This window comes from Amycolatopsis sp. DG1A-15b, from assembly GCF_030285645.1.
GTDB lineage: Bacteria > Actinomycetota > Actinomycetes > Mycobacteriales > Pseudonocardiaceae > Amycolatopsis.
This window is the reverse complement of the sequence record NZ_CP127296.1, coordinates 5,267,399-5,292,270: the sequence shown is the minus strand read 5'-3', so window position 1 is coordinate 5,292,270 and position 24,872 is coordinate 5,267,399. Positions and strand designations below refer to the sequence as shown.

General features: G+C 71.7%; 23 protein-coding genes and 1 riboswitch. Of the genes, 13 read left to right on the top strand and 10 right to left on the bottom strand.

What is annotated here, in order from left to right:
* Positions 1–5: 5 nt before the first annotated feature.
* Complete coding sequence (locus QRY02_RS24200; protein WP_285985144.1) at positions 6–2,117, bottom strand: RecQ family ATP-dependent DNA helicase; 2,112 nt, start codon at positions 2,115–2,117, stop codon at positions 6–8.
* Between the two features lie 197 nt (positions 2,118–2,314).
* On the opposite strand from QRY02_RS24200, the gene nadD reads away from it, so the two are divergent.
* The 7 genes from nadD (at position 2,315) to QRY02_RS24165 (ending at position 9,889) form a co-directional block, all read left to right on the top strand.
* The gene (gene nadD / locus QRY02_RS24195) at positions 2,315–2,884 is read left to right on the top strand and encodes a nicotinate-nucleotide adenylyltransferase (RefSeq protein WP_387048206.1); all 570 of its coding nucleotides are present in this window, start codon (positions 2,315–2,317) and stop codon (positions 2,882–2,884) included.
* Positions 2,885–2,944: 60 nt separating this feature from the next.
* On the top strand, positions 2,945–3,340 hold the full coding sequence (gene rsfS / locus QRY02_RS24190) for a ribosome silencing factor (protein ID WP_003067112.1): 396 nt from the start codon (positions 2,945–2,947) through the stop codon (positions 3,338–3,340).
* The gene (locus QRY02_RS24185; protein ID WP_285985142.1) at positions 3,337–3,951 is read left to right on the top strand and encodes a histidine phosphatase family protein; all 615 of its coding nucleotides are present in this window, start codon (positions 3,337–3,339) and stop codon (positions 3,949–3,951) included. The genes rsfS and QRY02_RS24185 overlap by 4 nt, the downstream gene beginning before the upstream one ends.
* A gap of 3 nt (positions 3,952–3,954) precedes the next feature.
* Positions 3,955–4,683: a diglucosylglycerate octanoyltransferase gene (gene octT, locus QRY02_RS24180; protein WP_285985141.1), complete on the top strand. Its 729-nt coding sequence runs from the start codon at positions 3,955–3,957 to the stop codon at positions 4,681–4,683.
* Between the two features lie 4 nt (positions 4,684–4,687).
* Positions 4,688–5,545 (top strand): DegV family protein, encoded by an 858-nt coding sequence (locus QRY02_RS24175; protein ID WP_285985140.1) that lies wholly within the window; start codon positions 4,688–4,690, stop codon positions 5,543–5,545.
* 138 nt (positions 5,546–5,683) lie between these two features.
* Positions 5,684–6,406 carry a ComEA family DNA-binding protein gene (locus QRY02_RS24170; RefSeq protein WP_285985139.1) on the top strand — a complete coding sequence of 241 codons (723 nt, stop codon included), beginning with the start codon at positions 5,684–5,686 and terminating at the stop codon, positions 6,404–6,406.
* 1,116 nt (positions 6,407–7,522) lie between these two features.
* Positions 7,523–9,889, top strand: coding sequence for a ComEC/Rec2 family competence protein (locus QRY02_RS24165; RefSeq protein ID WP_285985138.1), 2,367 nt, complete (start codon positions 7,523–7,525; stop codon positions 9,887–9,889).
* Positions 9,890–9,928: 39 nt separating this feature from the next.
* Here the strand turns inward: QRY02_RS24165 and thrC are convergent, their stop codons facing one another.
* Positions 9,929–11,194 carry a threonine synthase gene (gene thrC / locus QRY02_RS24160; RefSeq protein ID WP_285985137.1) on the bottom strand — a complete coding sequence of 422 codons (1,266 nt, stop codon included), beginning with the start codon at positions 11,192–11,194 and terminating at the stop codon, positions 9,929–9,931.
* Between the two features lie 13 nt (positions 11,195–11,207).
* Positions 11,208–11,341: riboswitch (SAM riboswitch) on the bottom strand.
* Between the two features lie 147 nt (positions 11,342–11,488).
* Between thrC and holA the strand changes: the two genes are divergently transcribed.
* On the top strand, positions 11,489–12,469 hold the full coding sequence (gene holA / locus QRY02_RS24155) for a DNA polymerase III subunit delta (RefSeq protein WP_285985136.1): 981 nt from the start codon (positions 11,489–11,491) through the stop codon (positions 12,467–12,469).
* 126 nt (positions 12,470–12,595) lie between these two features.
* Here holA and rpsT read toward each other — a convergent pair whose 3' ends face one another.
* Positions 12,596–12,856 (bottom strand): 30S ribosomal protein S20, encoded by a 261-nt coding sequence (rpsT, locus tag QRY02_RS24150; protein ID WP_013228460.1) that lies wholly within the window; start codon positions 12,854–12,856, stop codon positions 12,596–12,598.
* A gap of 331 nt (positions 12,857–13,187) precedes the next feature.
* Here rpsT and QRY02_RS24145 point away from each other — a divergent pair, with 331 nt between their 5' ends.
* Both QRY02_RS24145 and QRY02_RS24140 read left to right on the top strand, forming a co-directional pair.
* A complete protein-coding gene (locus QRY02_RS24145) occupies positions 13,188–14,051 on the top strand; it encodes a DMT family transporter (protein WP_285985135.1) in 864 nt (287 codons plus the stop codon).
* Positions 14,052–14,074: 23 nt separating this feature from the next.
* A complete protein-coding gene (locus tag QRY02_RS24140) occupies positions 14,075–14,449 on the top strand; it encodes a VOC family protein (protein WP_285985134.1) in 375 nt (124 codons plus the stop codon).
* On the opposite strand, the gene QRY02_RS24135 is transcribed toward QRY02_RS24140, so the two are convergent.
* On the bottom strand, positions 14,446–15,066 hold the full coding sequence (locus QRY02_RS24135; RefSeq protein WP_285985133.1) for a class I SAM-dependent methyltransferase: 621 nt from the start codon (positions 15,064–15,066) through the stop codon (positions 14,446–14,448). The genes QRY02_RS24140 and QRY02_RS24135 overlap by 4 nt on opposite strands.
* A gap of 115 nt (positions 15,067–15,181) precedes the next feature.
* Here QRY02_RS24135 and lepA point away from each other — a divergent pair, with 115 nt between their 5' ends.
* Together lepA and QRY02_RS24125 are read left to right on the top strand one after the other, a co-directional pair.
* A complete protein-coding gene (gene lepA, locus QRY02_RS24130) occupies positions 15,182–17,023 on the top strand; it encodes a translation elongation factor 4 (RefSeq protein ID WP_285985132.1) in 1,842 nt (613 codons plus the stop codon).
* Between the two features lie 132 nt (positions 17,024–17,155).
* The gene (locus tag QRY02_RS24125) at positions 17,156–17,725 is read left to right on the top strand and encodes a Uma2 family endonuclease (RefSeq protein ID WP_285985131.1); all 570 of its coding nucleotides are present in this window, start codon (positions 17,156–17,158) and stop codon (positions 17,723–17,725) included.
* A gap of 11 nt (positions 17,726–17,736) precedes the next feature.
* Here QRY02_RS24125 and QRY02_RS24120 read toward each other — a convergent pair whose 3' ends face one another.
* From QRY02_RS24120 to QRY02_RS24105, 4 genes are all read right to left on the bottom strand, one after another.
* On the bottom strand, positions 17,737–18,318 hold the full coding sequence (locus QRY02_RS24120; RefSeq protein WP_285985130.1) for a hypothetical protein: 582 nt from the start codon (positions 18,316–18,318) through the stop codon (positions 17,737–17,739).
* 26 nt (positions 18,319–18,344) lie between these two features.
* A complete protein-coding gene (locus QRY02_RS24115; protein WP_285985129.1) occupies positions 18,345–18,791 on the bottom strand; it encodes a pyridoxamine 5'-phosphate oxidase family protein in 447 nt (148 codons plus the stop codon).
* A 42-nt stretch (positions 18,792–18,833) separates the two neighbouring features.
* Entirely contained in the window at positions 18,834–19,169 is a 336-nt protein-coding gene (locus QRY02_RS24110) for an HIT family protein (RefSeq protein WP_285985128.1), read from the bottom strand.
* 126 nt (positions 19,170–19,295) lie between these two features.
* Positions 19,296–21,068, bottom strand: a complete 1,773-nt coding sequence (locus QRY02_RS24105) for a beta-N-acetylhexosaminidase (protein WP_285985127.1) — start codon at positions 21,066–21,068, stop codon at positions 19,296–19,298.
* 144 nt (positions 21,069–21,212) lie between these two features.
* Here QRY02_RS24105 and QRY02_RS24100 point away from each other — a divergent pair, with 144 nt between their 5' ends.
* Positions 21,213–22,262 carry an NAD(P)H-dependent flavin oxidoreductase gene (locus tag QRY02_RS24100; protein WP_285985126.1) on the top strand — a complete coding sequence of 350 codons (1,050 nt, stop codon included), beginning with the start codon at positions 21,213–21,215 and terminating at the stop codon, positions 22,260–22,262.
* On the opposite strand, the gene QRY02_RS24095 is transcribed toward QRY02_RS24100, so the two are convergent.
* Together QRY02_RS24095 and QRY02_RS24090 are read right to left on the bottom strand one after the other, a co-directional pair.
* On the bottom strand, positions 22,259–23,698 hold the full coding sequence (locus QRY02_RS24095; protein WP_285985125.1) for an amino acid permease: 1,440 nt from the start codon (positions 23,696–23,698) through the stop codon (positions 22,259–22,261). The two genes, QRY02_RS24100 and QRY02_RS24095, sit on opposite strands and share 4 nt — an antisense overlap.
* Positions 23,699–23,788: 90 nt before the next feature.
* Complete coding sequence (locus tag QRY02_RS24090) at positions 23,789–24,829, bottom strand: alpha/beta fold hydrolase (protein WP_285985124.1); 1,041 nt, start codon at positions 24,827–24,829, stop codon at positions 23,789–23,791.
* Between the last annotated feature and the right edge of the window lie 43 nt (positions 24,830–24,872).

Sequence of the window (24,872 nt, the reverse complement as noted above, 5' to 3'; positions counted from 1 at the left end):
TTCTCCTAAGCCGTGCTGGCCAACGCGAACGGCAACACGGCCGGCGCCCCGGCCCGCCGCAGCAGCCGGGTGGCGAGCGTCATCGTCCAACCGGTGTCGATGACGTCGTCCACCAGCAGCACCGGCCCGGACGGCAGGACCGCCGCGAGGTCCGCGGGCATGCTCATCCGCCGCCAGAGATCGGCCAGCCGCTGCGCGCTGTTCGCTTGGCGCGGCGGCGGTCCCTCGGCGTCGAGCGCGCCGAGGAATTCCAGCTTGCCGATCTCGGCCAGCCGGGTCGCGAGGCTGTACACCAGCTGTGGCCGCGTGGACGACGGCACCGCGACGACGGCCACCGGCCGTTGCGCCCACTGCCACCCGGCGAGCACCTGCACGCACGCCTTGAACACCGAGTCCGGGACCTCGGCGTCCTTGGCCTGCGGCCCGACCAGCTCCCGCAGCCGGTTGCCCCAGCCGACGTCGGTGAGCCGCCCGAGCACCTGACCCGGCTCGGCCTGGTCGTCGGCCGAGATCCGGCCGGACACCGGAACGTCCAAAGAGGACATCCCGGTGGGCCACTGCTTCCGCGGCGCCACCTCGACACCGGGCCGCTGCAGGCGTTCCCGGGTCGCGTCGACGACCTCGTCGGCCACCGTCGTGTCCCAGTGCTGCCCGGTGCAGTTGTCGCACCGCCCGCACGGCGCCGCGTCGGGGTCGTCGAGCTGCTGCCGCAGGTATTCCATCCGGCAGTCGCCGGTGGCGAGGTAGCCGATCATCGCCGCCTGCTCGCGATCGCGCGCCTCCGCGACCCGCTGGTAGCGGCCGCGGTCGTACTGCCAGTCTTCGCCCGTGCTGAGCCAGCCGCCCTTCACGCGCCGGACCGCGCCGTCGACGTCCAGCACCTTGAGCACCATTTCCAGCCGGGACCGGGAAAGCTCGACCGACGGCTCGAGCGCGGCCGTCGACAGTGGACGGTCGGCGTAGGCGAGGGTGTTCAGCACCTGCGTCACCCGCAGCTCGTCGGGGAAGGCCAGCGACCCGAAGTACGCCCAGATCGCCTTGTCCTCCTCGCCGGGCAGCAGCACGACCTCCGCGCGTTCGACGCCACGCCCGGCGCGGCCGACCTGCTGGTAGTACGCGATCGGCGACGACGGTGCCCCGAGGTGCACGACGAACCCGAGGTCCGGCTTGTCGAAGCCCATGCCCAGCGCGGACGTCGCGACCAGGGCCTTGACGCGGTTGCCGAGCAGGTCGTCCTCGGCCGCCTGCCGGTCGGCCGGGTCGGTCTTGCCGGTGTAGGCCGCCACCGGGTAGCCGCGGTCCTTCAGCAGCGAAGCGACGTCGTGCGCCGCCGCGACGGTCAGCGTGTAGATGATCCCGGACCCGGGCAGCTCGGCCAGGTGCTCCGCGAGCCAGGCCAGCCGCGCCTGCGACGTCGGCAGCCGGCACACCGACAGCCGCAGGCTTTCCCGGTCGAGGCTGCCGCGCAGCACCAGCGTGTCCCCGCCGGTGCCGAGGCCCAGCTGCTCGGCGACGTCGGTGACCACGCGGTCGTTCGCGGTCGCCGTCGTCGCCAGCACCGGCACGCCGTCCGGGAGATCACCCAGCAGGGTGCGCAGGCGGCGGTAGTCGGGCCGGAAGTCGTGACCCCAGTCCGAAATGCAGTGCGCCTCGTCGACCACCAGCAGCCCGGTGCTCGCGGTCAGCTTCGGCAGCACGTTGTCGCGGAAGTCCGGGTTGTTCAGCCGTTCGGGGCTGACCAGCAGCACGTCCACCTCACCGGCCGCGACCGACGCCTGGACCTGCTCCCACTCCTGTGGGTTCGCGGAGTTCATCGTCGCCGCGTGGATCCCGGCCCGCGCCGCCGCCGAGATCTGGTTGCGCATCAGCGCCAGCAGCGGTGAGACGATGACCGTCGGCCCGCTGCCCTGCTCGCGCAGCAACGCCGTGGCCAGGAAGTACACCGCCGACTTGCCCCACCCGGTGCGCTGCACGACCAGCGCGCGGCGCCGCTGCGCGACCAAGGCCTCGATGGCCGTCCATTGGTCTTCGCGCAGCTTCGCCGCATCGCCGGCCAATGCCCGCAGGAGGGTCTCGGCGCGGTCGCGGAGGGCTGGGGTGGTGCTGGTCGTGTCCACGTCCCCACGTCTACCCCATGACACCGACAGATCGGGAATCGGCGCCGCCGCGAACGGAGAGTTTGCGACCGATACCGGCCGTAATGTGATCTGAATCACAAGCTTTTCCCGGTCGGGCGAGGTGGCGAACAGCACCCGGACTCGCGGCGTTCCGCTGTATAGGCTCTCCGGTCATGTCACCACGGCGGATCGGGGTCATGGGCGGCACCTTCGACCCCGTGCACCACGGCCACCTCGTCGCGGCCAGCGAGGTCCAGTCCCGGTTCGGGCTCGACGAAGTGATCTTCGTCCCCACCGGCCAGCCGTGGCAGAAGACCGATCGCGAAGTGACCAGGGCCGAGGACCGCTACCTGATGACCGTGATCGCGACGGCGTCCAACCCGGTCTTCTCGGTCAGCCGCGTGGACATCGACCGCGGCGGCCAGACCTACACCGTCGACACCCTGCGCGACCTGCAGGCCGAATACCCCGGGGACGAGCTCTTCTTCATCACCGGCGCCGACGCGCTCGAACAGATCCTGACCTGGCACAAGGCCGACGAGCTGTTCGACTTCGCGCACTTCATCGGCGTCACCCGGCCCGGTTACCGGCTCAACTCCCACCACCTGCCCAGCGGCAAGGTGAGCCTCGTGGAGGTCACCGCGATGGCCATTTCGTCCACCGGCTGCCGCGATCGGGTCGAGCGCGGGGAGCCGGTCTGGTACCTCGTTCCCGACGGCGTCGTCCGCTACATCGCCAAGAAGGACCTGTACCGGAAGAGCGACTGAAGCGCTGTCGGTGCCTGCGGGTACCCTTCTCGGGCGAACCCGAACTGGAAAAGGAGCACCGTGGCAGCCACGTCCGAGGCTCGAGAGCTGGCCGTAGCGGCCGCCCACGCGGCGGCGGACAAGAAGGCCAGCGACGTCGTCGTGCTGGACGTGTCCGAACAGCTCGTCATCACCGACGCCTTCGTCATCGCCTCCGCGTCCAACGAGCGCCTGGTCGGCGCCATCGTGGACAACGTCGAGGAAAAACTGCGGGAGAGCGGCCACAAGCCGGTCCGCCGCGAAGGCGCCCGCGAAGGGCGCTGGGTCCTGCTCGACTACGTCGACGTCGTCGTCCACGTCCAGCACGTCGAAGAGCGCACCTTCTACGGCCTCGAGCGGCTGTGGAAGGACTGCCCGCGCATCGAGGTGGCCGGTCTCGAGGAGCCACCCGCCGACGAGGACCCGGACGTCCCATGAGCCCCCGGCGGCTGGTGCTCTGGCGTCACGGCGAGACGGACTACAACGCCGCCGGGCGGATGCAGGGTCACCTGGACTCCGCGCTGACCCCGCGCGGCTGGAACCAGGCCCGCTTCGCGGTGCCCGCACTGGCCCGCTTCTCCCCGGACCTCGTCATCGCCTCCGACCTGCGCCGGGCCACCGACACCGCCACCGTGCTCACCGACGCCATCGGCGTCCCGCTGCGGATCGACAAGCGGCTGCGCGAGACGCACCTGGGCGAATGGCAGGGGCTCACCGGCGAGGAGGTCGACAAGGCCTACCCCGGTGAACGCGACCGCTGGCGCACCGACGCGACCTGGGCCCCGCCGGGCGGCGAGAACCGGGTCGACGTCGCCGACCGCGCGGGCGAAGTCGTCACGGACCTGCAGCAAGCCAATTCCGACGCGGGTGACACCGTGCTGCTGGCCGCGCACGGCGGCCTGATCATCGCGCTGACCGCGCGGCTGCTGGACCTGCCGGTCGTGACCTGGCCGTCGCTCGGCGGGATCTCGAACTGCCATTGGGTCGAGCTGGGCCGCCGCGACGGGAAGTGGCGGCTGCACGCCTACAACGCGGGGATGCACGGCTAGCCGATGGGGCCGCGCCTGCTGGTGTTCGGCGATTCGCTGAGCTTTCACGGTCCCGAAGGGCCTTGCGCCGCGGACGAACCGCGGCTGTGGCCCAACGTGGCCGCCGCTGCGTTGGGTGGCACCGCCGACCTGGTCGCGGGCATCGGCTGGAACGCCAGGGACGCCTGGTGGTCGCTGACGGGCGACCCGCGCGTCTGGGCCGACCTGCACCACGTCGACGCGGTCGTGTTCGCGATCGGCAGCATGGACACGCTGCCCTCGCCACTGCCGACCTACCTGCGCACCGGGCTGCGCTACCTGCGGCCCGACCCGGTGCGGCGCGTCGTGCGCAAGGCCTACCTCGCGGCGCAACCGCGGCTGGCGGTGGCGTTGCGCGGCCGTCCCGCGGTGCTGCCGGCCAAGCTCACCGTGCAGTACCTCGACACGGCCGTGGGCGCGCTGCGCGTCCTGCGGCCCGAGCTGCCGATCTTCGGCTGGCTGCCGTCGGTCCACCGCGCGGCGGCCTACGGCGGCGTGCACACCGCGCGCCCGGCCGCGGCGGCGGCGATGGCGGCCTGGAGCTCGCGAGCGGGAGTTCCGTTGCTGGACCTCAAAGCGGTCGTCGGCGAGCACGTGCTCGGCGGTGAAGGCAACCCGGACGGCATGCACTGGGGCTGGAAAGGACACGCCGCGGTGGGCGACGCGATGTCCGTGTTGATGGCGCCGGTGCTCGCCCCCGGCCACGTAGGCTGACGGCGTGTCGGTCGCCGTAGTCACGGATTCCACCGCCCACCTGCCGGAGGGCTTCGCCGAACGGCACGCGGTCCGGGTGGTGCCCCTGCACGTCCTGGTCGACGGCGTGGTTTCCCTCGACGGCGTCGAGACCGGACCGGCGGCGGTCGCGGAGGCGATGAAGCAGCGAAAGATCGTCACGACGTCGCGGCCGACGCCCACCGAATTCGTCAAGGAGTACCAGGCGGCGTTCGCCGACGGCGCGGACGCGATCGTGTCGGTGCACCTGTCGCGCGAGCTGTCGGGCACCTGGGAAGCGGCGGTGCTCGCGGCGCAGGAGGTGGGTCCGGACCGGGTCCGCGTCGTCGACTCGCGGACCACCGCGATGGGGCTCGGGTTCGCCGCGCTGCACGCCGCTTCGGCGGCCTCCACCGGAGCTTCCGCGGCCGCCGTCGAGGCCGCCGCGGTGACGGCGGCCGGCTGCTCGTCGACGTTGTTCGTCGTGGAAACCCTGGACCACCTGCGCCGCGGCGGCCGGATCGGCCCGGCGGCGGCGCTGCTGGGCACGGCGCTGGCGGTCAAGCCGGTGCTGCACATGTCCGAAGGCCGGATCCTGCCGCTGGAGAAGGTCCGCACGATGAACCGGGCGATCGCGCGCCTGGTCGAGCTCGCGGCCCAGGCGGCGGCCGAGGACGACGTCGAGCTGGCGGTCCACCACCTCGCGTCGCCGGAGCGGGCGGTCGAGCTGGCGAACCGGCTCGAAGTGGCCGTGCCGCGCTCGGCGGGCTGCGTGGTTTCCGAGCTGGGGGCGGTGATCGGGGCGCACACGGGTCCCGGGGTGCTCGGGGTCGTCGTCCAGCGGACGGTCCTGCCCCGAAGCTAGCGCCCGTACCACCGGCGGACGACGGAAACGCCTGCTCCCGGGCTCGGCCCCGGAAATCCATCCACAACACCCCGGTTGTCCACAGGACGCGCCGCCACCCCTGTCGGACGCCTCCCCGCCGGCCCTAACGTCGATCGTGTGTTCGAGCAGTCCGCCCGGGATCCGGGCTCTCCCGTCAACGACCGGCTCTCCTGGCTGGCCGACCAGCTCTCGCCCGATGCGAGCACGGTCGGCCCGGGCGGCCGGCTGATCCGGCGCTGGCTGCCGGGCGGACCGGCCGGTACCGGCCGCCGCCGGTGGGCACTGGCCGGCGTCCTCGCAGCGGTCGTGATGATCGTCCTCGGCGCGGTCGCGCTCGTGGGCGGCAGTCCGGCGCCCGAGCCACCGCCCGCGCTGCCCAGCGCGCTGCCCAGCGAAAAACGCGCGGAGGCGCGGGCCGCGCCTCCGGCAGGTCTGGTGATCAGCGTGATCGGCCGCGTCCGGTCGCCGGGCCTGGTCACGGTGCCCCAGGGCGCCCGGGTGGCGGACGTGCTGCGAGCGGCCGGCGGCCCCGAGCCGGGAGCGGACATCGGCGCACTCAACCTGGCCCGCAAGGTGACGGACGGCGAGCAGCTGGCGGTCGGCATCCCAGCACCCCCGGCGGCTCCCGACACCCCGCCGACCGACGGAAAGGTCGACCTCAACACGGCAACGGCGGACCAGCTGGACACGCTCCCCGGAGTAGGCGAGGTGATGGCCAAGCGCATCGTCCAGTGGCGCACCGACCACGGCGGCTTCACAAAGGTCGAGCAACTCCGCGACGTCGACGGCATAGGAGAAAGCAAGTTCGAGAAGTTGCGCGAGAAGGTGACGGTCGGATGAGCGCCGTCCCCACGTCCCCCACCCGGCTGGTCCGGCCAGCGCGGGCGACGGCCGGCCCCATTCGTCGCGGGCGGGCGGGGCCTTTCCGATGGCGGCTGCCTGGCTCGCTGCGGTTGGTCATGGTGGCACGGGCGAAGGCGAGCCCGGGCGTGCGAGGCGGGCAGTCGGATGAGTGCCTTCCTCGGGGTCGACCCGTGACCGGATATGCGGCTCCTCCTGGGGAGCGGGCGAAGGTCGGCTGGTTCGTCGTGGGAGGGGTCGCGCTCGGGCGGGGTTTCCGATGGCGCACGCCTTGCCAGCCGCAGTTGGTGCCTGCCGGCGAGGTGGGGCCGGTTCGTTCGCTGTGGGGGAGGCGGCGGCCAGATGAGCGCTTTCCTCGTGTCGGATCCCCGACAAGATCTGCGGCTTCTCCCGGGGAACCGCAGGCGGGCCCATTCGTCGTGGGAGGAAGGGCGATCGGGCGGGGCTTTTCCGGCGGTGCTGCCTGGCTTGCTGCGGTTGGTTTTGGTGGCGTCGGCGCAAGCCGGCCCATTCGTCGCGGGAGGGTGCGCGATCGGACGGGCCTTTCCAATGGCGCACGTCTTGCCAGCTGCAGTTGGTGCTGGCAAGGCCGGGCGGGTTCGTTCGCTGTGGGGAGGTGGCGGCCGGATGAGCGCTTTCCTCGTGTCGGATCCCCGACCAGATGTGCGGCTCCCCTCCGGCGAACCGAAGGTCAGCCCGCTTGTCGCGGGACCGCTAGCGATTGGGCGAGGGTTTCCGATGGCGACTGCTTGGCTCGCTGCGGCTGGTCCTGTTGGCATGGGCGCAAGCCGGCCCATTCGTCGCTGGAGGGGGTGGCGGTCGGATGAGTGCCTTCCCCGTAGTCGACCCCCGACGGGATATGCGGCTTCTCCCGCGAGAACCGCAGTCCGGTCCACTCGTCTCGGGAAGAGGGGCGATCGGGCGAGGCTTCCCGACGGCCGTGCGCCGACGGCACAGACGAAGGCAGTTTCGTTCGCAGACGGAAGCAGGTAAAGCTCGGATGAGAACTTCCCTCGTAACCAATCCCAGGCCTGCAGTGGCACGCGCCGGCGACCCAGGCGAGTTCGCCGGCATGCGGAAGCAGGTGGCTCCCGGATGAGCACAGTCACCGACACCCGTCAGGACATGCGGCTCGTCCCGGCGGCAGTGGCCTGCTGGCTGGCGGCATTGGCCGGCCTGCTGCTCGGCTGGTGGACGGCCGTCGCCGCCGGCCTTGCTGCGGCGGTGCTCGCCGGGCTGGTGCTGTGGCGGGCCCGCGGCCGGCCCCGGGTGCGCGACGCGGCGGCAGCCCTATTGATCCTGGGCCTCCTCGCCGCCGGCCCGATCTCCTGGCGGATCCGCGAAGCCCAAACCGACCCACTTCGCGCCTCCGCCGCAGAAGGGCTGCCGGCGGCGTTGCGGGTCGTCGTCGCCGAACGGCCGAAACCCGTGCGCAGCGCGGGGTATGCCGACCGGCAAGCCGGTGCCCGGTCCGTCGTCCTCGCCGCCGACGTGCGTACAGCGTCGGTCGACGGTCGGCCGGTCGCCTCCTCCGGCCGCGTCCTGCTGCTGGCCCCGGTCGCGCAGTGGGCGTCGCTGCTGCCGGGCCAAGAGGTGACTGCGACGGGTCTGCTGATGCCGCCACGCGGCTCGGACCTGACCGTCGCGGTGCTGTCGGTGCGCGGCCCGCCGGGGGAGCCCGGCCCGGCGCCTTGGTGGCAGCGTGCGGCAGCCGGGCTGCGCTCCGGTCTTCACGACCTGTGCCAGGCCCTGCCGGAGGAACCCGCGGGCCTGCTCCCGGGACTGGTACTGGGCGACACGAGCGCGTTGTCCCCGCGCGTCGAGCAGGAGTTCGTCTCCGCGGGTCTCACGCACCTCACCGCGGTCAGCGGCGGCAACCTCGCGGTGATCTGCGGGGCGGTACTGCTCCTGTTGCGCCTGCTCCGGCTCGGGCCCCGGCTGTCGGCCGCGGCGGCCGGGACGTGCCTGGCCGGGTTCCTCGTCCTCGTCGGCCCGGAGCCGAGCGTGCTGCGCGCGGGTGTCATGGCGGCCGTGGCGCTCCTGGCCTTGGCACTGGGCCGCCGCGGTTCGGCGCTGCCCGCGCTGGCCTTCGCGGTGTGCCTACTGGTGGTCGCGGATCCGGCGATGGCCACGGACTTCGGCTTCGCGCTGTCGGTGTGCGCCACCGGTGGGCTGGTCCTGCTCGCGCCCCGCTGGGCCGACGGCCTGGTCCGCCGCGGGATCCCGCCGGGTTTCGCGGAAGGGCTGGCGATCCCGCTGGCGGCTTTCCTGGTGACGGCGCCGGTGCTCGCGGGCATGGCGGGTTCGGTGAGCCTGGTTTCGGTGCTGACCAACGTCCTCGCCGCGCCCGTGGTGGCCCCGGCGACGGTGCTCGGCGTGCTGGCGACGGTCACCGGCCCGTGGTGGCCGGGCGCCGGGAAGGTCCTGGTGCACCTGGCCGACCCGGAGGCCCGGTGGTTGATCACCGTCGCCCGGCACGGCGCGCGGGCCCCGGGCGCGGTCATCGCCTGGCCCGGTGGCTGGGTGGGTGGTCTCCTGGCCGCTGCCGTCCTCGCGGTGCTGGTGCTCGCGGTCCGGCACCGGCGGGTGCGGGTGCTGATGGCGGTGCTCGTCGCCGGCGCGCTGCTGGTGTTCGTGCCGGTCCGGGTACTGGCGCCGGCGTGGCCGCCGCGGAACTGGGCGATGGTCGAATGCGACGTCGGCCAGGGCGACGCCGTCGTGTTGGCCACCGCCGAGCCGGGACGGGCGGTTGTCGTGGACGCCGGACCCGAGCCGGGGCCGGTCGACGAGTGCCTGCACCGGCTGGCGGTCGACCGGATCCCGCTGCTGGTGCTGAGCCACCTGCACGCCGACCACATCGGCGGCCTCGCCTCGGTCTTCGACGGCCGGGCGGTCGGCGCGATCGCCGTCGGCCCGGGCCGGGCGCCGGGGTGGGCGTGGCGCCAGGTGGCCGCCGAGGCCACCCGGCGGGCGGTGCCGCTGGTGGAGCTGAACCCGGGCGAGCGGCTGGACTGGCCGGGCCTGGCGCTCGACGTCCTGGGCCCGCGCTACGTACCGGCCCGCTCGGACGGGCCACAGGACGGCACGACGATCAACAACAGCTCGGTGGTGCTCCGAGCGGAGACGGCGGCGGGCCGGGTCCTGCTGACCGGCGACGTCGAACTGGCCGCGCAGGCGGACCTGCTGGCCGACATCGGAGATCTGAAGGCGGAGGTGCTGAAGGTGCCGCACCACGGCAGCCGCTACTCGCTGCCGTCGTTCCTCGCGGCGGTGGCCCCACGGGTGGCGTTGGTCAGCGTCGGCGCGGGAAACGCGTACGGGCACCCCAGTAAGTCCACAATGGACACCCTGGCGGCCCTCGGTGCACGAGTGACCCGCACCGACGTGGACGGCGACACGGCAGTGGTCACCGGCACGGCAATATCCCGCCGCGGCGAGCCCCGCGGGCCGCCTCGCCGCTGAGCGCCGGGGCGGGCCGGGTGGGCCCGCCCCGGCCGGAGCTCAGTAGCCGAGGGCCTTGTTCACGGCCGCGGCCGAGGGCGGCAGGGTCGCCTTGGGGCCCACGTGGTTCTCGATCGCGTCGAGGGTCTTGAGGCCGTCGCCGGTGATGAGCAGCACCGTCTCGGCGTCCGGGTCCAGCTTGCCCGTCTCGACCAGCTTCTTCGCCGTGGCGACGGTGACCCCGCCGGCCGTCTCGGTGAAGATGCCTTCGGTGCGGGCCAGCAGGCGGATGCCCTCGACGACCTCTTCGTCGGAGACGTCCTCGATCGCGCCGCCGGTGCGGTTGACGATGTCGAGCACGTACGGGCCGTCGGCCGGGTTGCCGATCGCCAGCGAGCGGGCGATCGTGTCCGGCTTCACCGGCTGGACGACGTCGTGGCCCTCGCGGAACGCGGCCGACACCGGCGAGCAGCCGGTGGCCTGCGCGCCGAACACCTTGTACGGGCTGGCGTCCACGAGACCGAGCTGTCCCAGCTCACGGAAACCCTTGTCCACCTTGGTCAGCTGCGAACCGGAGGCGATCGGCACGACGATCTGCGGCGGGATGCGCCAGCCGAGCTGCTCGGCGACCTCGAAGGCCAGCGTCTTCGAGCCCTCCGAGTAGTACGGCCGGACGTTCACGTTGACGAACGCCCACTTCGGGTGCTCGCCGGCGAGCTCGGTGGCGAGGCGGTTGACGTCGTCGTAGTTGCCGTCGATGGCGAGGAGGTCGCCGTCGTACACCGCGGTGGTGAGGATCTTGGCGCGCTCGAGGCTCTTGGGGATCAGCACGACCGACCGCCAGCCGGCGCGGGCCGCGGCTGCGGCCGTCGCGTTGGCCAGGTTGCCGGTCGACGGACACGCGAGCACCTCGAACCCGAACTCGCGGGCCGCGGCCAGCGCGACGGCGACGACGCGGTCCTTGAACGAGTGCGTCGGGTTGCCGGTGTCGTCCTTGACCCACACGCGCTTGAGGCCGAGCTCCTTGGCGAGGCGGTCGGCGCGGATCAGCCGCGTCGCGCCCGGCTCGGTGTTCGGGATCTCTTCGACGTTGGACGGAACGGGAAGGAGTTTCTTGTAGCGCCAGATGTTCTTGGGGCCGGCCTCGATGTCTTCGCGGCGGACGCGGCCGAAGTCGTAGGCGACCTCGAGCGGCGAGAAGTCTTCGGCGGAGACGAACTCCGGAGCGAGCGGCTGCCGGTGGCCCTCTTCCTTCGACACCAGTTCGACGGCCGGACCGAGATCCGGGGTCTTCGTGGTGGAGGTCGTGCCGAGGGTTGCGGTCATCGCGAGGTTCCTTTCCTCATCTGCCCCGCCGAAGCGGGCCGGAATTGGCACCGTGGTCGTCAGCTACCCCGCGATCGCGGGATGACAGGCTGTACGCCGGTTGCCGGGGCTTCGTCGGGCCGTTCCCTCTGCCCCTCTGGATGAGCGGTATTCAGTTGTCGGTGCGCGCACGCCGGATCGTCCGGGGCGGGCTGCCTCGGCTACACCGTACGACATCGCGCTCGGGCCGTGCCACGGTGACCGCTCGACATCACCGGAGCGGGCGCACCGGAGCGCGAGTGAGAGGATTCACGGGTGACCGCGCAAGCCACCGCCCCGGCCCCGCTGCACCTGGTGCTGGGTGAGGAAGAACTGCTGATCGAGCGGGCCGTCCGCGAGACGCTCGCCGCCGCCCGCGCGATGGACGCGACCGCCGAGCTGACCCGGGTCCGGGTGTCCGATCTCACAGCGCCCGAGCTGGCCGAACTGGTCAGCCCGTCGCTGTTCAGCGAAGGCCGGGTGATCGTCCTGGAGTCGGCGCAGGACATCTCGCAGGAGCTGGCCGACGCCGTCGCGGCTTACCTGAAGGACCCGGCCGACGGGGTCGTGCTCGTCGTCGTGCACACCGGTGGCGGCCGCAGCAAGGCGGGCAAGTCGCTCCCGGCGGCGCTGAAGAAGGCCGGCGCCGAGGTCACCGAGTGCCCGAAGCTGACCAAGCCGGCCGAGCGGGAGCAGTTCGTCCGCCACGAGGTGCGCCGGGTGGGCGGCAAGATCGACCCGGCGGGGGTCGCCGCCCTGCTCGACGCCGTGGGCTCCGACCTGCGGGAACTCTCTTCGGCGGCGACGCAGCTGGTCGCGGACACGGGTGGCTCCGTCGACGCCGACGCGGTCCGCCGCTACCACCGCGGCCGCGCCGACGTCACCGGCTTCGCCGTCGCGGAGAAGGCGGTCAGCGGCGATCGCGCGGCGGCGCTGGAGTCGCTGCGCTGGGCGATGCAGCTGGGCGTCCCGCACGTGCTGGTCGCCGACGCGCTGGCCGACGCGGTCCGGACGATCGCCCGGGTCTCCGGCGCGGGCCGGGGCAACCCGAACCAGATGGCGGGCGAGCTGGGCATGCCGCCGTGGAAGATCCGCAAGGCCCAGGGCCAGTCGCGAGGCTGGAACCAGGACGGCCTGGCCACGGCGATGCGCGTGGTGGCCAGGCTGAACGCCGAGGTCAAGGGTGTGGCGGCGGATCCGGGCTACGCGCTGGAGCGCGCGGTCCTCCAGGTGGCGGCAGCCAAGGGCGACCGCTGACCGCCGCGGGCCCGGACACAGGCGGACCGGACACCAAGAGCCCGGACGAGAAGAGCCCGGACACCGAAGGCCCGGACATGAAGAAGGCCCCGGCCGAAGCCGGGGCCTTCCCAGAAATCAACCAGCTCAGAGCGCGTTGACGCGCTTGGCCAGCGCCGACTTCTTGTTGGCGGCCTGGTTGGCGTGGATGACGCCCTTCGAGACGGCCTTGTCCAGCTTCTGGGCGGCGTCGCGCTGCAGCTCGACGGCCTTGGCCTTGTCGCCGGCCTCGGCGGCTTCGCGGACCTTGCGGATCGCGGTCTTCACCGAGGACCGGATCGCCTGGTTGCGCTGACGCGCCTTCTCGTTCGTCGTGATGCGCTTGATCTGCGACTTGATGTTGGCCATAGGGCAACTCCTGTTTCACTCGGTGAGATTCGCCGCCGCGCTGAAGTGGCCCCGCTCGAAGAGCGGGTTTCCTCCATGACGGAATGCCGCACGGGCAGCGAGCGACAACTTTAACAGCCGGGCCGCCGGCGCCCGGAGCCGGGAGTACCGTGGGCGACGGCAGTGCCTAGGGTTCCGTCGCCGGTCCGAGCCACCCGCACCACACAACCAGGACCGGCGGGCCTGGTCCGAGCGGCACCATCGGCGGGCCCGGACGGCCGGTCGTTCATCTGACGGGGCAAAAGCCTGGAGGACCGGGGTGTTCGCGCGCGCGAACACCCGAAGGGGTCCCGTGAACGCCACCGCCTTGTCCCTCGTCCTCGTCGCCGCCGTCGTGCACGCCGCGTGGAACCTGGCGGCCAAACGGATCTCCTCCGGGGGCACCCAGTTCGTCTGGCTCTACTACACGGCCGGTGCCGTCTTGCTGCTTCCGGTCACGATCGTGCTGCTCGTCGTCGAAAGCCACCCTCCACAGTGGAGCTGGCTGCTCGCCGCCGCGGTCACCGCCGTCCTGCACGTCGCTTACGGCGTCGTGCTGCAGCGGGGGTACCGCGTCGGTGACCTCTCCGTCGTCTACCCCGTCGCGCGGGGCACCGGGCCGTTGCTGTCGGTGCTGGCCGCCGTCCTGGTGCTCGGCGAGCGGCCCGGCCCGCTCGGCCTGCTCGGCGCGTTCCTGGTCGTCGCCGGGGTGCTGGTGATCAGCACCGGCCGCAAGGCGGACGACCCCCGCGCGGTGAAAGCCGGGATCCTCTACGGCCTGCTGACCGGGGCCGTCATCGCCGGCTACACGCTCTGGGACGCGCATTCGGTGACCGGTCTCGGCGTGCCGCCGGTGATCTACTTCGGCCTCGGTTCGGTCCTGCAGAGCGTGCTGCTCGTGCCGGGCGCCCTGGCCGATCGTGCCGAAGTGTCGCGGATCTGGCGGGAGCAGCGCCGCGAGGTCCTGCTCGTCGCGGTCCTGTCGCCGATCGCCTACATCCTCGTGCTGTTCGCCCTCACCATGGCGCCGGTCAGCCTCGTCGCGCCCGCCCGGGAGCTGAGCATCGTGCTCGGCGGCCTCGCCGCGTGGCTGGTCCTGGGCGAACGTGACGCCGTGCGGCGGCTGGCCGGGTCGGTGATCGTGCTGTCCGGCATCGCCGCGATTGCGGCCGCCTGAGCCCGTCCGGTAGGGATGGTCGGATGGAGATCCTGAAGAGCCGGCTGCTGATCCGCCCGCGGGACGTCGCCGCGTCCACGGCGTTCTACCGCGACACCCTCGGCTTGGCCGTCGAGCGGGAATTCCCCGGCGGCACCGTGTTCTTCCTCGGCCACGGCTCCCTGGAGGTCTCCGGTGCGGGCGAGGCGGGCTCGTCGCCCGATCTGGTGCTCTGGCTGCAGGTCCGGGACCTCGCCGGCACCCTGGCCGATCTCGAGGCGAGGGGCTTGAAGCCGGTGCGGGACGCCCAGCGCGAGCCCTGGGGCCTCGACGAGGCCTGGATCGCCGATCCGGACGGCACGCGCATCGTGCTGGTCGAGGTGCCGGAGGGCCACCCGATCCGCACGGACGCCCGCTAGGCGGGCTTGACGGCGCGCAGCTGCGCGGCGAGCGCGGCGAACCCCGGCGGCTCCCAGGTCCAGGTCTGCAGGTCGCCGAACCCCGCGGCGGCGGCTTCGTCGGCCAGGACGTGCCTGCTCACGGGCAGCCACTTCTCGTGCGCGGACAGCAGCAGCCGGCCGCCGGGACGCAGGACCCGGAACAGCTCGGCGAACCCGGCCGCGCGGTCTTCCCACAGCATGACGTTGTTCACGCTCAGCACGACGTCGACGGACTCGCCGGGCTCGCCGGTGTGCGCCGCCGACCCTTCGCGCAGCTCGGCCCGGTCGCCGCAGCGCTCGTGGCACAGCGCGAGCATCTCGGCGGAGGGATCGACGCCGACGGCGCGCCCGGCCAGGCGCGCGGCGGCTTCCAGGCCGACGCCGGGGCCGGGCCCGACGACCAGGACGGTTTCGTCGGGCTCGATCTTCGCGAGGTCGACGACGCGGTGTTCGGTGGCGGCGTTGCCCCGGGCCATGACCCAGCCGCCGAGGCGGCCGAGCGCGCCGGAGGGGTGACCGAACGTCCGGTCGAGGACGCGGGCGAACCCGCTGGTCTCCGGCGGGGGAGGGGGTGCCGGCTGGTGCGGAGTACTCATACTTCGAGGGCACCACGGATCGCAAAAGCCCGCATCGGGGATGACCCCCACCCGCACCCGGAGGGCCATGGGACCATAGAGGTGGCCATCCCCGACTTTCCGAGGACTCATTCGAGTGACGACGTTCGCCGACACGACCTTCACGCCTCCGGAGCTCATCCGGAACTTCTGCATCATCGCGCACATCGACCACGGCAAGTCCACCCTGGCCGACCGCATGCTGCAGCTCACCGGCGTCGTGGAAGAGCGGGCCATGCGCGCTCAGTACCTCGACCGGATGGACATCGAACGCGAGCGCGGCATCACGATCAAGGCGCAGAACGTCCGGCTGCCCTGGAAGGTCGACGGGCAGGACCACGTCCTGCACATGATCGACACCCCCGGCCACGTCGACTTCACCTACGAGGTTTCCCGGGCCCTGGAGGCGTGCGAAGGCGCCGTTCTGCTGGTCGACGCGGCGCAGGGGATCGAGGCCCAGACGCTGGCCAACCTGTACCTCGCGCTGGAGAACAACCTCCAGATCATCCCGGTGCTCAACAAGATCGACCTGCCCTCGGCCGACCCCGACAAGTACGCGGGTGAGCTGGCCCACATCATCGGCTGCGAGCCGGACGACGTGCTGCGGGTCTCGGCCAAGACCGGCATGGGCGTCGGCGCGCTGCTCGACGAGGTCGTGAAGTCGGTCCCGGCACCGCAGGGTGACGCCGACGCGCCCGCCCGCGCGATGATCTTCGACTCGGTGTACGACACCTACCGCGGCGTCGTCACCTACATCCGTGTCGTCGACGGCAAGATCACGCCGCGCGAGAAGATCAAGATGATGTCCACCGGCGCCACGCACGAGCTGCTGGAGGTCGGGATCATCTCGCCGGAGCCCAAGCCCAGCAAGGGCCTCGGCGTCGGCGAGGTCGGCTACCTGATCACCGGCGTGAAGGACGTCCGCCAGTCGAAGGTCGGCGACACGGTGACGTCCGAGCGCAACGGCGCCAAGGAAGCGCTGGCGGGCTACCGCGAGCCGAAGCCGATGGTCTACTCGGGCCTGTACCCGGTCGACGGTTCGGACTACCCCGAGCTGCGGGAGGCGCTGGACAAGCTCCAGCTGAACGACGCCGCCCTGGACTACGAGCCGGAGACGTCGGTGGCGCTGGGCTTCGGCTTCCGCTGCGGCTTCCTCGGCCTGCTGCACCTGGAGATCACGCGCGACCGGCTCGAGCGCGAGTTCGGCCTCGACCTGATCTCGACGGCGCCGAACGTCGTCTACGACGTGGTGCTGGACGACGGCAAGGAAATCCACGTCACCAACCCGTCGGACTGGCCGACCGGGAGCAAGATCGACAAGGTGCTCGAGCCGGTCAGCAAGGTCAGCATCCTGGCGCCGTCCGAATTCATCGGCACGATCATGGAGCTGTGCCAGAACAAGCGCGGTCAGCTCCTCGGGATGGACTACCTGTCCGAGGACCGGGTCGAACTGCGGTACAACATGCCGCTGGGCGAGATCATCTTCGACTTCTTCGACACGCTGAAGTCGCGTACGCGCGGCTATGCGTCCCTGGACTACGAAGAGGCCGGTACCCAGGCGGCGGACCTGGTCAAGGTGGACATCCTGCTGCAGGGCGAGGGTGTGGACGCCTTCTCGGCGATCGTGCACAAGGAAGACGCCTACAACTACGGCAACCGCATGGTGAACCGGCTTCGCGAGCTGATTCCGCGGCAGAACTTCGAGGTGCCCATCCAGGCGGCCATCGGTGCCCGGATCATCGCCCGCGAAACGATTCGCGCGATCCGCAAGGACGTGCTCGCGAAATGCTACGGCGGTGACATCTCGCGGAAGCGCAAGCTGCTGGAGAAGCAGAAGGAAGGCAAGAAGCGGATGAAGACCGTCGGCCGGGTCGAGGTTCCGCAGGAGGCCTTCGTCGCGGCACTGTCCACTGAGGACTCCGGCAAGAACAAGAAGTAACTGTTCCATTGATGTGACAGTGGCGCCCATATTCACGCCTACGCGTGAATATGGGCGCCGAACCCGTGTTCGATGCGGTTTCTGTCGGTGCTCTCTGGTTTCCTCTGGTGCGAAGAGCGAAAGGAGAGCACCATGACGGTCATGGCAGACATCGAGCACCCCGCCGATTCGGGCCCCCTGACGGTGCGCGACCTCGAGGGGATGCCGGACGATGGCCGACGCCGCGAACTCATCGACGGGGTGCTGATCGTGAGCCCCGCGCCCGGTCTGAGACACCAGAAGATCGCCTACCGGCTCTATGGCGTACTGGAAGCCGCGTGTCCGACTGATTTCGAGGTGGTAGGCGCGCCGTTCGCCGTGCACTCGGGGGACGATACTGAGCTGCAGCCGGACATCCTGGTTGGCCGGGACGAAGATTTCACCGACAAGGATCTTCCGGCGCCGCCGGTGCTGGCGGTCGAAGTGCTGTCGCCCAGCTCGGCGATCCACGACCTCAATACCAAGAAGGCGGTCTTCGAACGGCTCGGGACCGGCAGCTACTGGGTGATCGATCCGAAGGAGCCCGCACTGACCGTGTTCGAGCTGGACGCGGACGGCCACTACCAGCAGGTGGCCAAGGCGGCGGGCGACGAGGCGGTCGAGCTCGAGCGGCCGTTCCCGGTGCGGATCGTGCCACGGGAGCTGCTGGGCCGGCTCGGCTGACGCGGCGCCGGTCAGTGGGGCCGGATGCGAGGCGTCCCGCGGAGCTGGGCGTGCAGCTGCCGGTGGCGCAGTTCCTTCCGGAGCCGGTCGAGCACGGCGTCGAACAGGGCCGGGGTGAGGATCGCCGTCTGCTCGAACTGCCTCCGCCCGGGCGGCGCCGGCTCGAGCTTGCTTCGCGGCGCGTAGCGCTGCACCGAACTTTCGACGCCTCCGCCGGTGATCAGGTCGACCCAGAGGGCGTCGCGCAGGTAGCCGTCGCCGAAGCGGGCCGAACGGCGGACGGTCACCTCCGCGATCTCCGGCCAGGGGACCAGGCGCGTGCTGAGCGTGCCCGCCGGCAGGCGGATGCCCTCGTCGCCGACGGTGAGGTCGCGCAGGCCCTCGAACCCGCGCTTGAGGTCGCGGGCACGGGACACGCGGTAGGCCAGCACGGCGGCGAGCACGGTCGCCGCGTAGGCACCGCCGATCAGCCACGGCGAAAGGCCGCGCACCAGCCCGGTGGCGAGCGCCGCGCCGAATCCGGCGTCGGCGGCGACGAGCAAGCCGACGAGGACCTTGACCGGCGTGGTCACGCGGGGCGGGGACTCGGACAACGGGACGACTCCTGGGGCCGGCGGGGTCAGGGATTGCCGATTATCCGGTCTGCCCGGATGAACACCGCGACCCGCCGCTCTTCGGCCATGACCCGGTCGTACTCGGCCCAGTCGTCGTGGGTGCCGGTGGCGGCGATGAAGACGTCACGCAGCAGTTGCGGCAGGCCCGCGGGGTCGAAGGCGGGGTCGGGATCGTCGGGCCCGATGAGGTGGGTGGCACCGGTGACGGAGAGCCAGTTCCAGCCGCGCCGGAAGGTGACGGTGGCGTGCCCGGCCCGCCGCAGCAGGAGAAGCTTGTGCGCCTTGCCGACGGCGACGTAGGCGACACCCGGCGCACCGGTCACCGGATCGTCGAAGACACCGACGTTGACGACGGAGGCGTGCACGGTGCCGTCCGCCCGCGTCGTGGCAACGGTGGCGAGGCCGTGTTCCTGCAGCGACAGCGTGCGAACCTGCTCCAGATCAGCGGTCATGCGCTCCAACCTAGCCCGCCCGACGCACTGGAGGTCCGATCTTCACCGGCCGAAGTGCGGCGATAACCGTCCGCACAGGAGGTCGACGTCCTCGCGAGGCGCGCCGGGCCAGTCGACATCCATCCACCCGAGCTCGGCGGGAGTGTCCCGATGCCGCACGAAGACGTGCTGGTGGAAATGAGCCCGCGCCGGCCCCCGTCCGGCGATGGCCGAGTGCACGGACTCGGGATCCAGTTCGGCCCGCAGCGCGCGGGCACCCACCCAGGCGGCCCGCGCGACGGCCAGAGCTTCGGCTTCGGTGAGCCTGTCGAGGTTCGCCACGTGCCGCCGGGTCTCGACGAACAGATAGCCGGGAAAGGTCCCGGGCCGATGAGTCACGACGACGAGCTCATCGGCCCAGACAACCGGGCTGACGAGCGGTCCGGTACCGCGGTGCTTGGCACAGATCGGGCAAGGCTCAGGCACAGCCGAACACTAACAGCAGAAGCCCTGGTGATTTCCCGCTCAGCAAGCGCCGTTGTCGGTCCACACCCCCCATTGGCCCGTCGTTCCCGGCTCCTCGCCCTGTGTCCACCACTTCGCCGTCCACTTGTGGCCGTTGTGGGACACCACGTTCCCGCCCGTGTACACCTGCGAAGCGCTCCACGCCGGGTCCGCGCACGTGCCCGGGTTCGTCGTCCCGCCCGTGTCCCACGCGATCTGCGATGACCGGTAGAAGTTGATGCCCTGCGCCACCCAGCGGGGCGCCTGGGCTCCCAGCCGGGTCCGGAAGGCCGTCCAGTCGTGGGTCGACCACGGTGACCAGCCCAGCTCCGCGTGCGCGGCCAGGCGGGGGAACGCCAGGTAGTCGATGTCCGATGGCGTCACCACCGTTTCCGTCCACAGGGGCGACTCCACGCCGCGGACGGCCGATTCGCCCACGCCCGATAGGTACGCTCCCGGGTTCCAGCCGTACGCGTCCTGGACCTCGATGTAGCCCGCCCACGACAGCCCGATGGGCGTCGAGCTGTTGTACTTCATGTCCAGGTACGCCTTGTTCGCCGGCGACAGGATCACCTTGCTGCCGCGGGAAACCGCCGTCGACACCCCCGCGTCCGACGTCGAAGTTCCCCAGAACTGCGGCGACGCCGAAGCCGGCAGGGACGCCTTGGCGATGTCGTGCCAGCCCACCACCGACTTGCCCGTCGCCGCCACCAGGGGAAGCACTTTGTTCATGAACGTCAGGTAGTCCGCCTGCGAAGTCGCCGATGCTTCGTCGCCGCCGATGTGGAGGTACGGGCCCGGGGTCAGGGCCGCCAGCTCGCGCAGGACGTCCGCGATGAAGGTGTACGTGATGTCCTTCGAGATGCACAACGAGCTGTAGCCGACCGCCGTGTCCGTGCGCAGGGCCGGGGCCACCCCGGTGCAGTTCAGCTCCGCGTACGACGCCAGGGCCGCGTTCACGTGTCCCGGCATGTCGATCTCCGGGATGATCGAGATGTGGCGCGCAGCCGCGTAGTTCACGATGTCCGTGTACTGCGCCTTCGTGTAGTAGCCACCCGCGCCGCCGCCGACCTGGGTGCTGCCGCCGTACGTCGTCAGGCGGGGCCAGCTGTCGATCTGGATGCGCCAGCCCTGGTCGTCCGCCAGGTGCAGGTGGAGGTTGTTGATCTTGTACTGGGCCAGCTGGTCGAGGTACCGCTTGACGGTCGGCACCGGGTGGAAGTGGCGGGCGACGTCGAGCATCGCGCCGCGGTAGGCGAAGCGCGGGTAGTCCACGATCGTCGCCCCCGGGACGCTCCACGGGCCCGGCTGGGCCGTCGGGCTTTCCGCGCGCCCCGGCAGCAGCTGCCGCAACGTCTGGACGCCCGCGAAGAGCCCGTCCGCGGTAGTGGCCCGCACGGTGACCGACGACGCCGTCGACACCAGCTGGTAGCCCTGGGCGCCGACGGTCGCGGGCGCGCCGCCGAGCAGCAGCGCGATACTGTCGGACGGCACCGACGCCGGCGCGTCGGACACCGGCAGCGCGAAGCCGGTCGACGGCCGCAGCACGCCGGCCAGGTAGTCGCCGACCTGCCTGGCCGGCGCCGAACCGGCTTCGGTGACGATCTTGGTCGTCGAGACCAGCGGGAACGCGACCCCGGCCGCCGGGGTCACCGAGACCGGCACCGGCACGATCGACTGCAACGCCGGCGTGGCCGCCGCGGCGGGCGTGAGGTGTGCGGCTGTCGTGCCGGCGCCGATCAGGGCCAGCACGGCGAGTGCGCGGCCGAGCCGCCGCGCGAAGGACTGCTTCACCGGGGGACCTCCTGGCGGGAAGGGTGCGACCTCGCCGTCGCACCTCCCCGGATCGTCGCAGGTCCGGCGCTCATGGTCTAGACCAAACCGGGTGGACTCGCCGGCGGTCCGCGCGATGGGCGGGTCCGGGCTACGCTCGGTGGCATGTTCGACGAGCTGACGTTCCCGGTCGTCGCCGCGCCGATGGCCGGCGGTCCCACCACCCCGGAGCTGGTCGCCGCGGTGTCCGAGGCCGGTGGCTTCGGCTTCCTCTCCGCCGGCATGCTCACGCCCGCGGCGTTGACGGCCCAGATCGACCGCACCGCCGAGCTCACCGGGCGGCCGTTCGGCGTCAACCTCTTCGTCCCGCAGCCCGACACCGGCGCCGACATCTCGGCCCACAAAACCCGGCTGGAAGCGTTCGCCCGCGAGTACGACGTCGAGCTCGGCGAGCCGAAGTGGGACGACGACGCGTATCCCGCGAAGCTGGACGTCGTCCTCGAGAAGCGCGTTCCCGTGGTGTCGTTCACCTTCGGCCCGCCCTCGCCGTCGGACGTCCTCCGGCTCCGCGACGCCGGCATCGAGATCGTCATCACCGTCACCACGCCCGAGGCGGCCACCCGGGCCGCCGACCTCGGGGCCGACGCGCTCGTCCTGCAGGGTTTCGAGGCGGGCGGCCACCGCAGCCTGTTCACCGACGACCCGCGCCGGCCCGGCGGCGGCGCGGAATACGGCGTCCTCGCGCTCCTCAGGCTGGTCGCCGCCCGGGTCGACCTGCCGCTGATCGCCGCGGGCGGGCTGGTGCACGGGGCCGACGTCGCCGCGGTGCTCGCCGCCGGGGCCGTGGCCGCCCAGCTGGGCACCGTCTTCCTGCGGGCGGACGAAGCCGGGACGTCCGAGGCGCACCGCAAGGCGCTCGCCCTCGCCGAGCGCGAGACGGCCTTCACCCGCGCCTTCAGCGGCCGCCCGGCGCGGGGCCTGGTCAACAAGTTCACCGACGCCCTCTCCGAGGGGGCGCCGGCCGCGTACCCGCAGCTCAACCACCTGGCGGGTCCGGTGCGCAAGGCGTCGGCGAAGGCCGGGGACCCGGAAGCGATCTCGCTGTGGGCGGGCCAGACCTACCCGCTCGCGTACGACGCCTCGGCCGCCGTGATCATCGAACGGCTGAAGGTCGAGGCGCGCGACGCCGCCGCCCGCCTCGACCGGATCCGCTAGCCGCCCGTGCGGTTCAGCAGCGAGTGCCGCCGGCTGTAGAGGAAGTAGACGACCAGGCCGATCAGGAACCAGACACCGAACCGGATCCAGGTCGCCGGCTGCAGGAACGTGATCAGCCAGAGCGAGAACACGATGCCGATCGCCGGCACCACCGGCATCCCCGGCGTCTTGAACGTCCGGGGCAGGTCCGGCTGCTTGTAGCGCAGCACGATCACCGCGACGCAGACGACGACGAACGCCAGCAGGATGCCGATGTTCGTCAGCTCGGCCGCCTCGCCGATCGGCAGCACCCCGGCGATGATCGCGGACGCAGCCCCGAGGATCCACGTCATCCGGCTCGGCACCTGGCGCTTCGGGTTGGTCTTGCCGAACCACGGCGGCAGCAGGCCGTCGCGGCTCATCGAGTAGCCGACGCGGGTGGCGCCCATCAGGAACGTGAACAGCACGGTGAGGATGCCGACGATGGCACCGATCGCGATCACCGTGGCCAGGCCGGAAAGGCCGACCGACTTGAACGCCGTCGAGAACCCGCTCTTCGGGTCGATCTCGGTGTACTTCTGCATGCCGGTCAGCACCAGGCAGGCCAGCACGTACAGCACCATCGAGATGCCCAGCGAGTAGAGGATCGCCTTCGGCATGTGCCGCTGGGCGTCCTTCGACTCCTCCGCCGCGGTGCTCATGGCGTCGTAGCCGAAGACGGCGAAGAACACCGTCGCCGCGCCGGTCACCGCGCCGCCGAAGCCGGCCGGGGCGAACGGCGTGTAGTTGCCGGTCTTGACGTAGAAGAAGCCGACCAGGATGACCACCAGCACGATCAGGACCTTGATCCCGACCATCGCCGTCTCGAACCGGGCGGCGCTGCGGATGCCGCGGTTGAGCAGGTACGCGATCAGCAGGCACAGCAGCGCGGCGAACAGGTCGACCTTGTGGCCGGGCCCGGTGCCGGGCGCGCCCAGCATCCACGCGGGCAGGTCGAGGCCGAGCTGGCCGAGCAGGAAGCTGAAGTAGCCCGAGATGCCGATCGCCACCACCGCCACGATCGCGGTGTACTCCAGCAGCAGGTCCCAGCCGATGAACCAGCCGACGATCTCGCCGAGCACCGCGTAGCCGTAGGTGTAGGCCGAGCCGGCCTTCGGGATCAGGCCGGCGAACTCCGCGTAGGAGAACGCCGCCGCGGCGCTGGCGACCCCGGCGATGAGGAACGAGATCAGCACGGCCGGCCCGACGCCGGGGATGCCCGCCGCGTCGTCGCCGTGCGCGACGCTGCCGGCGAGGGCGAAGATCCCGGCGCCGATGATGCCGCCGACGCCGATGGCGGTCAGCTGCCAAAGTCCCAGAGTGCGGTTCAGGCCGCCTTCGGCCTTGTCCTGGATCTGTTCGATCGGCTTGCGCCGGAAGATGCCGGAGCTCGAGCCCAGGCCTCCTGGAGCGGACATCATCGTCTCCCGAACGGTCGGTGGAGGGCCCGGATCGCGGGCCCTCGCGGGAACCTACCGCCAACCCGGCGCGCCGACAGCCTGAGCGCGTCAGCCCGCCGCGGTGTCCTCGCTGACGGCCTTCGGCGCCGACGCGGCCGCCCGCTTCGCCTGAGTGGTCCGGACCGCGCTCGCCGCGAAGTAGGTGAGCAGCTCCGCGACCTCCACCGGGTCGTCCAGCTGCGGGCAGTGCCCCCAGTCCTCGCGGACCAGCAGCCTGCTGTGCGGCACCAGCGTGTGCAGCTGCCGCCCGGACGCGGCGGTGACGAGCTTGTCCTTGCCGCACGCGACGACCAGCAGCGGGACCTCGACCGAGTCGAGGCGGTAGGCGTCGGCGAGCTCGGCGACGAGCTGCCGGGCCTCTTCCAGCCGGCTCTTGGTCGCGCGGTAGTCCGGGAAGAGCGCGGTGAAGCGCTGCACCTGGGTCGCGTCAGCCGCGCCCGAGTCGGCGTACAGCAGCCGCGGGACGAGCTGCTCGGCGACCTTGCGCACCAGGAACCCCGGCACCGGAACGGGCAGGGACGAGTACAGCCGCAGCGGCAGCGGGTAGCGCGCCACCGTGCGGATCAGCCACGAGTCCACGAACCCCGGCGCGGCGATGGACACGACGCCCGAGATCGGCAGGCGGCTGTTCTGGGCGGCACGCAGGCTCATGGTGCCGCCGAGGGAGTTCCCGGCCAGCACGACCGAGCCGAGCACGGCCTGTTCGCGGACGACGGCGGTGGTGAACGCGTCGAGCTGCGGCAGCATCGGGCCCGGCCGCAGCGGCTGGGCGTCGCCGAATCCGGGCAGGTCGACCGCGACCGCCGGGATCCCGGCGGCCGCGAGCTGCTTCAGGGCGGGGCGCCAGGTGTCGGCGCTGTCGCAGTAGCCGTGCAGGAGCACCAGGCGTGGTGCGGTGGGCCGCACGTGCGGCGCGGCGGCCCGGCGGCGCAGCGAGCGGCGCGGTACCTCCGGCTCGGGGCCGGTGTCGCCGACCTCGAGCACACGGGTGCGGACGCCGGCGTAGCGCCGGAAGGAGACCCGGATCGGGTCCTCGTCACTGGGCCGGCCGCCCGGAACAGCCGGCGCGGGCCGCTTCGTCGCGGTCATGCCTCCAAGATTACCTGGCGGAGGTGGGGTTTTGGTCGAATTT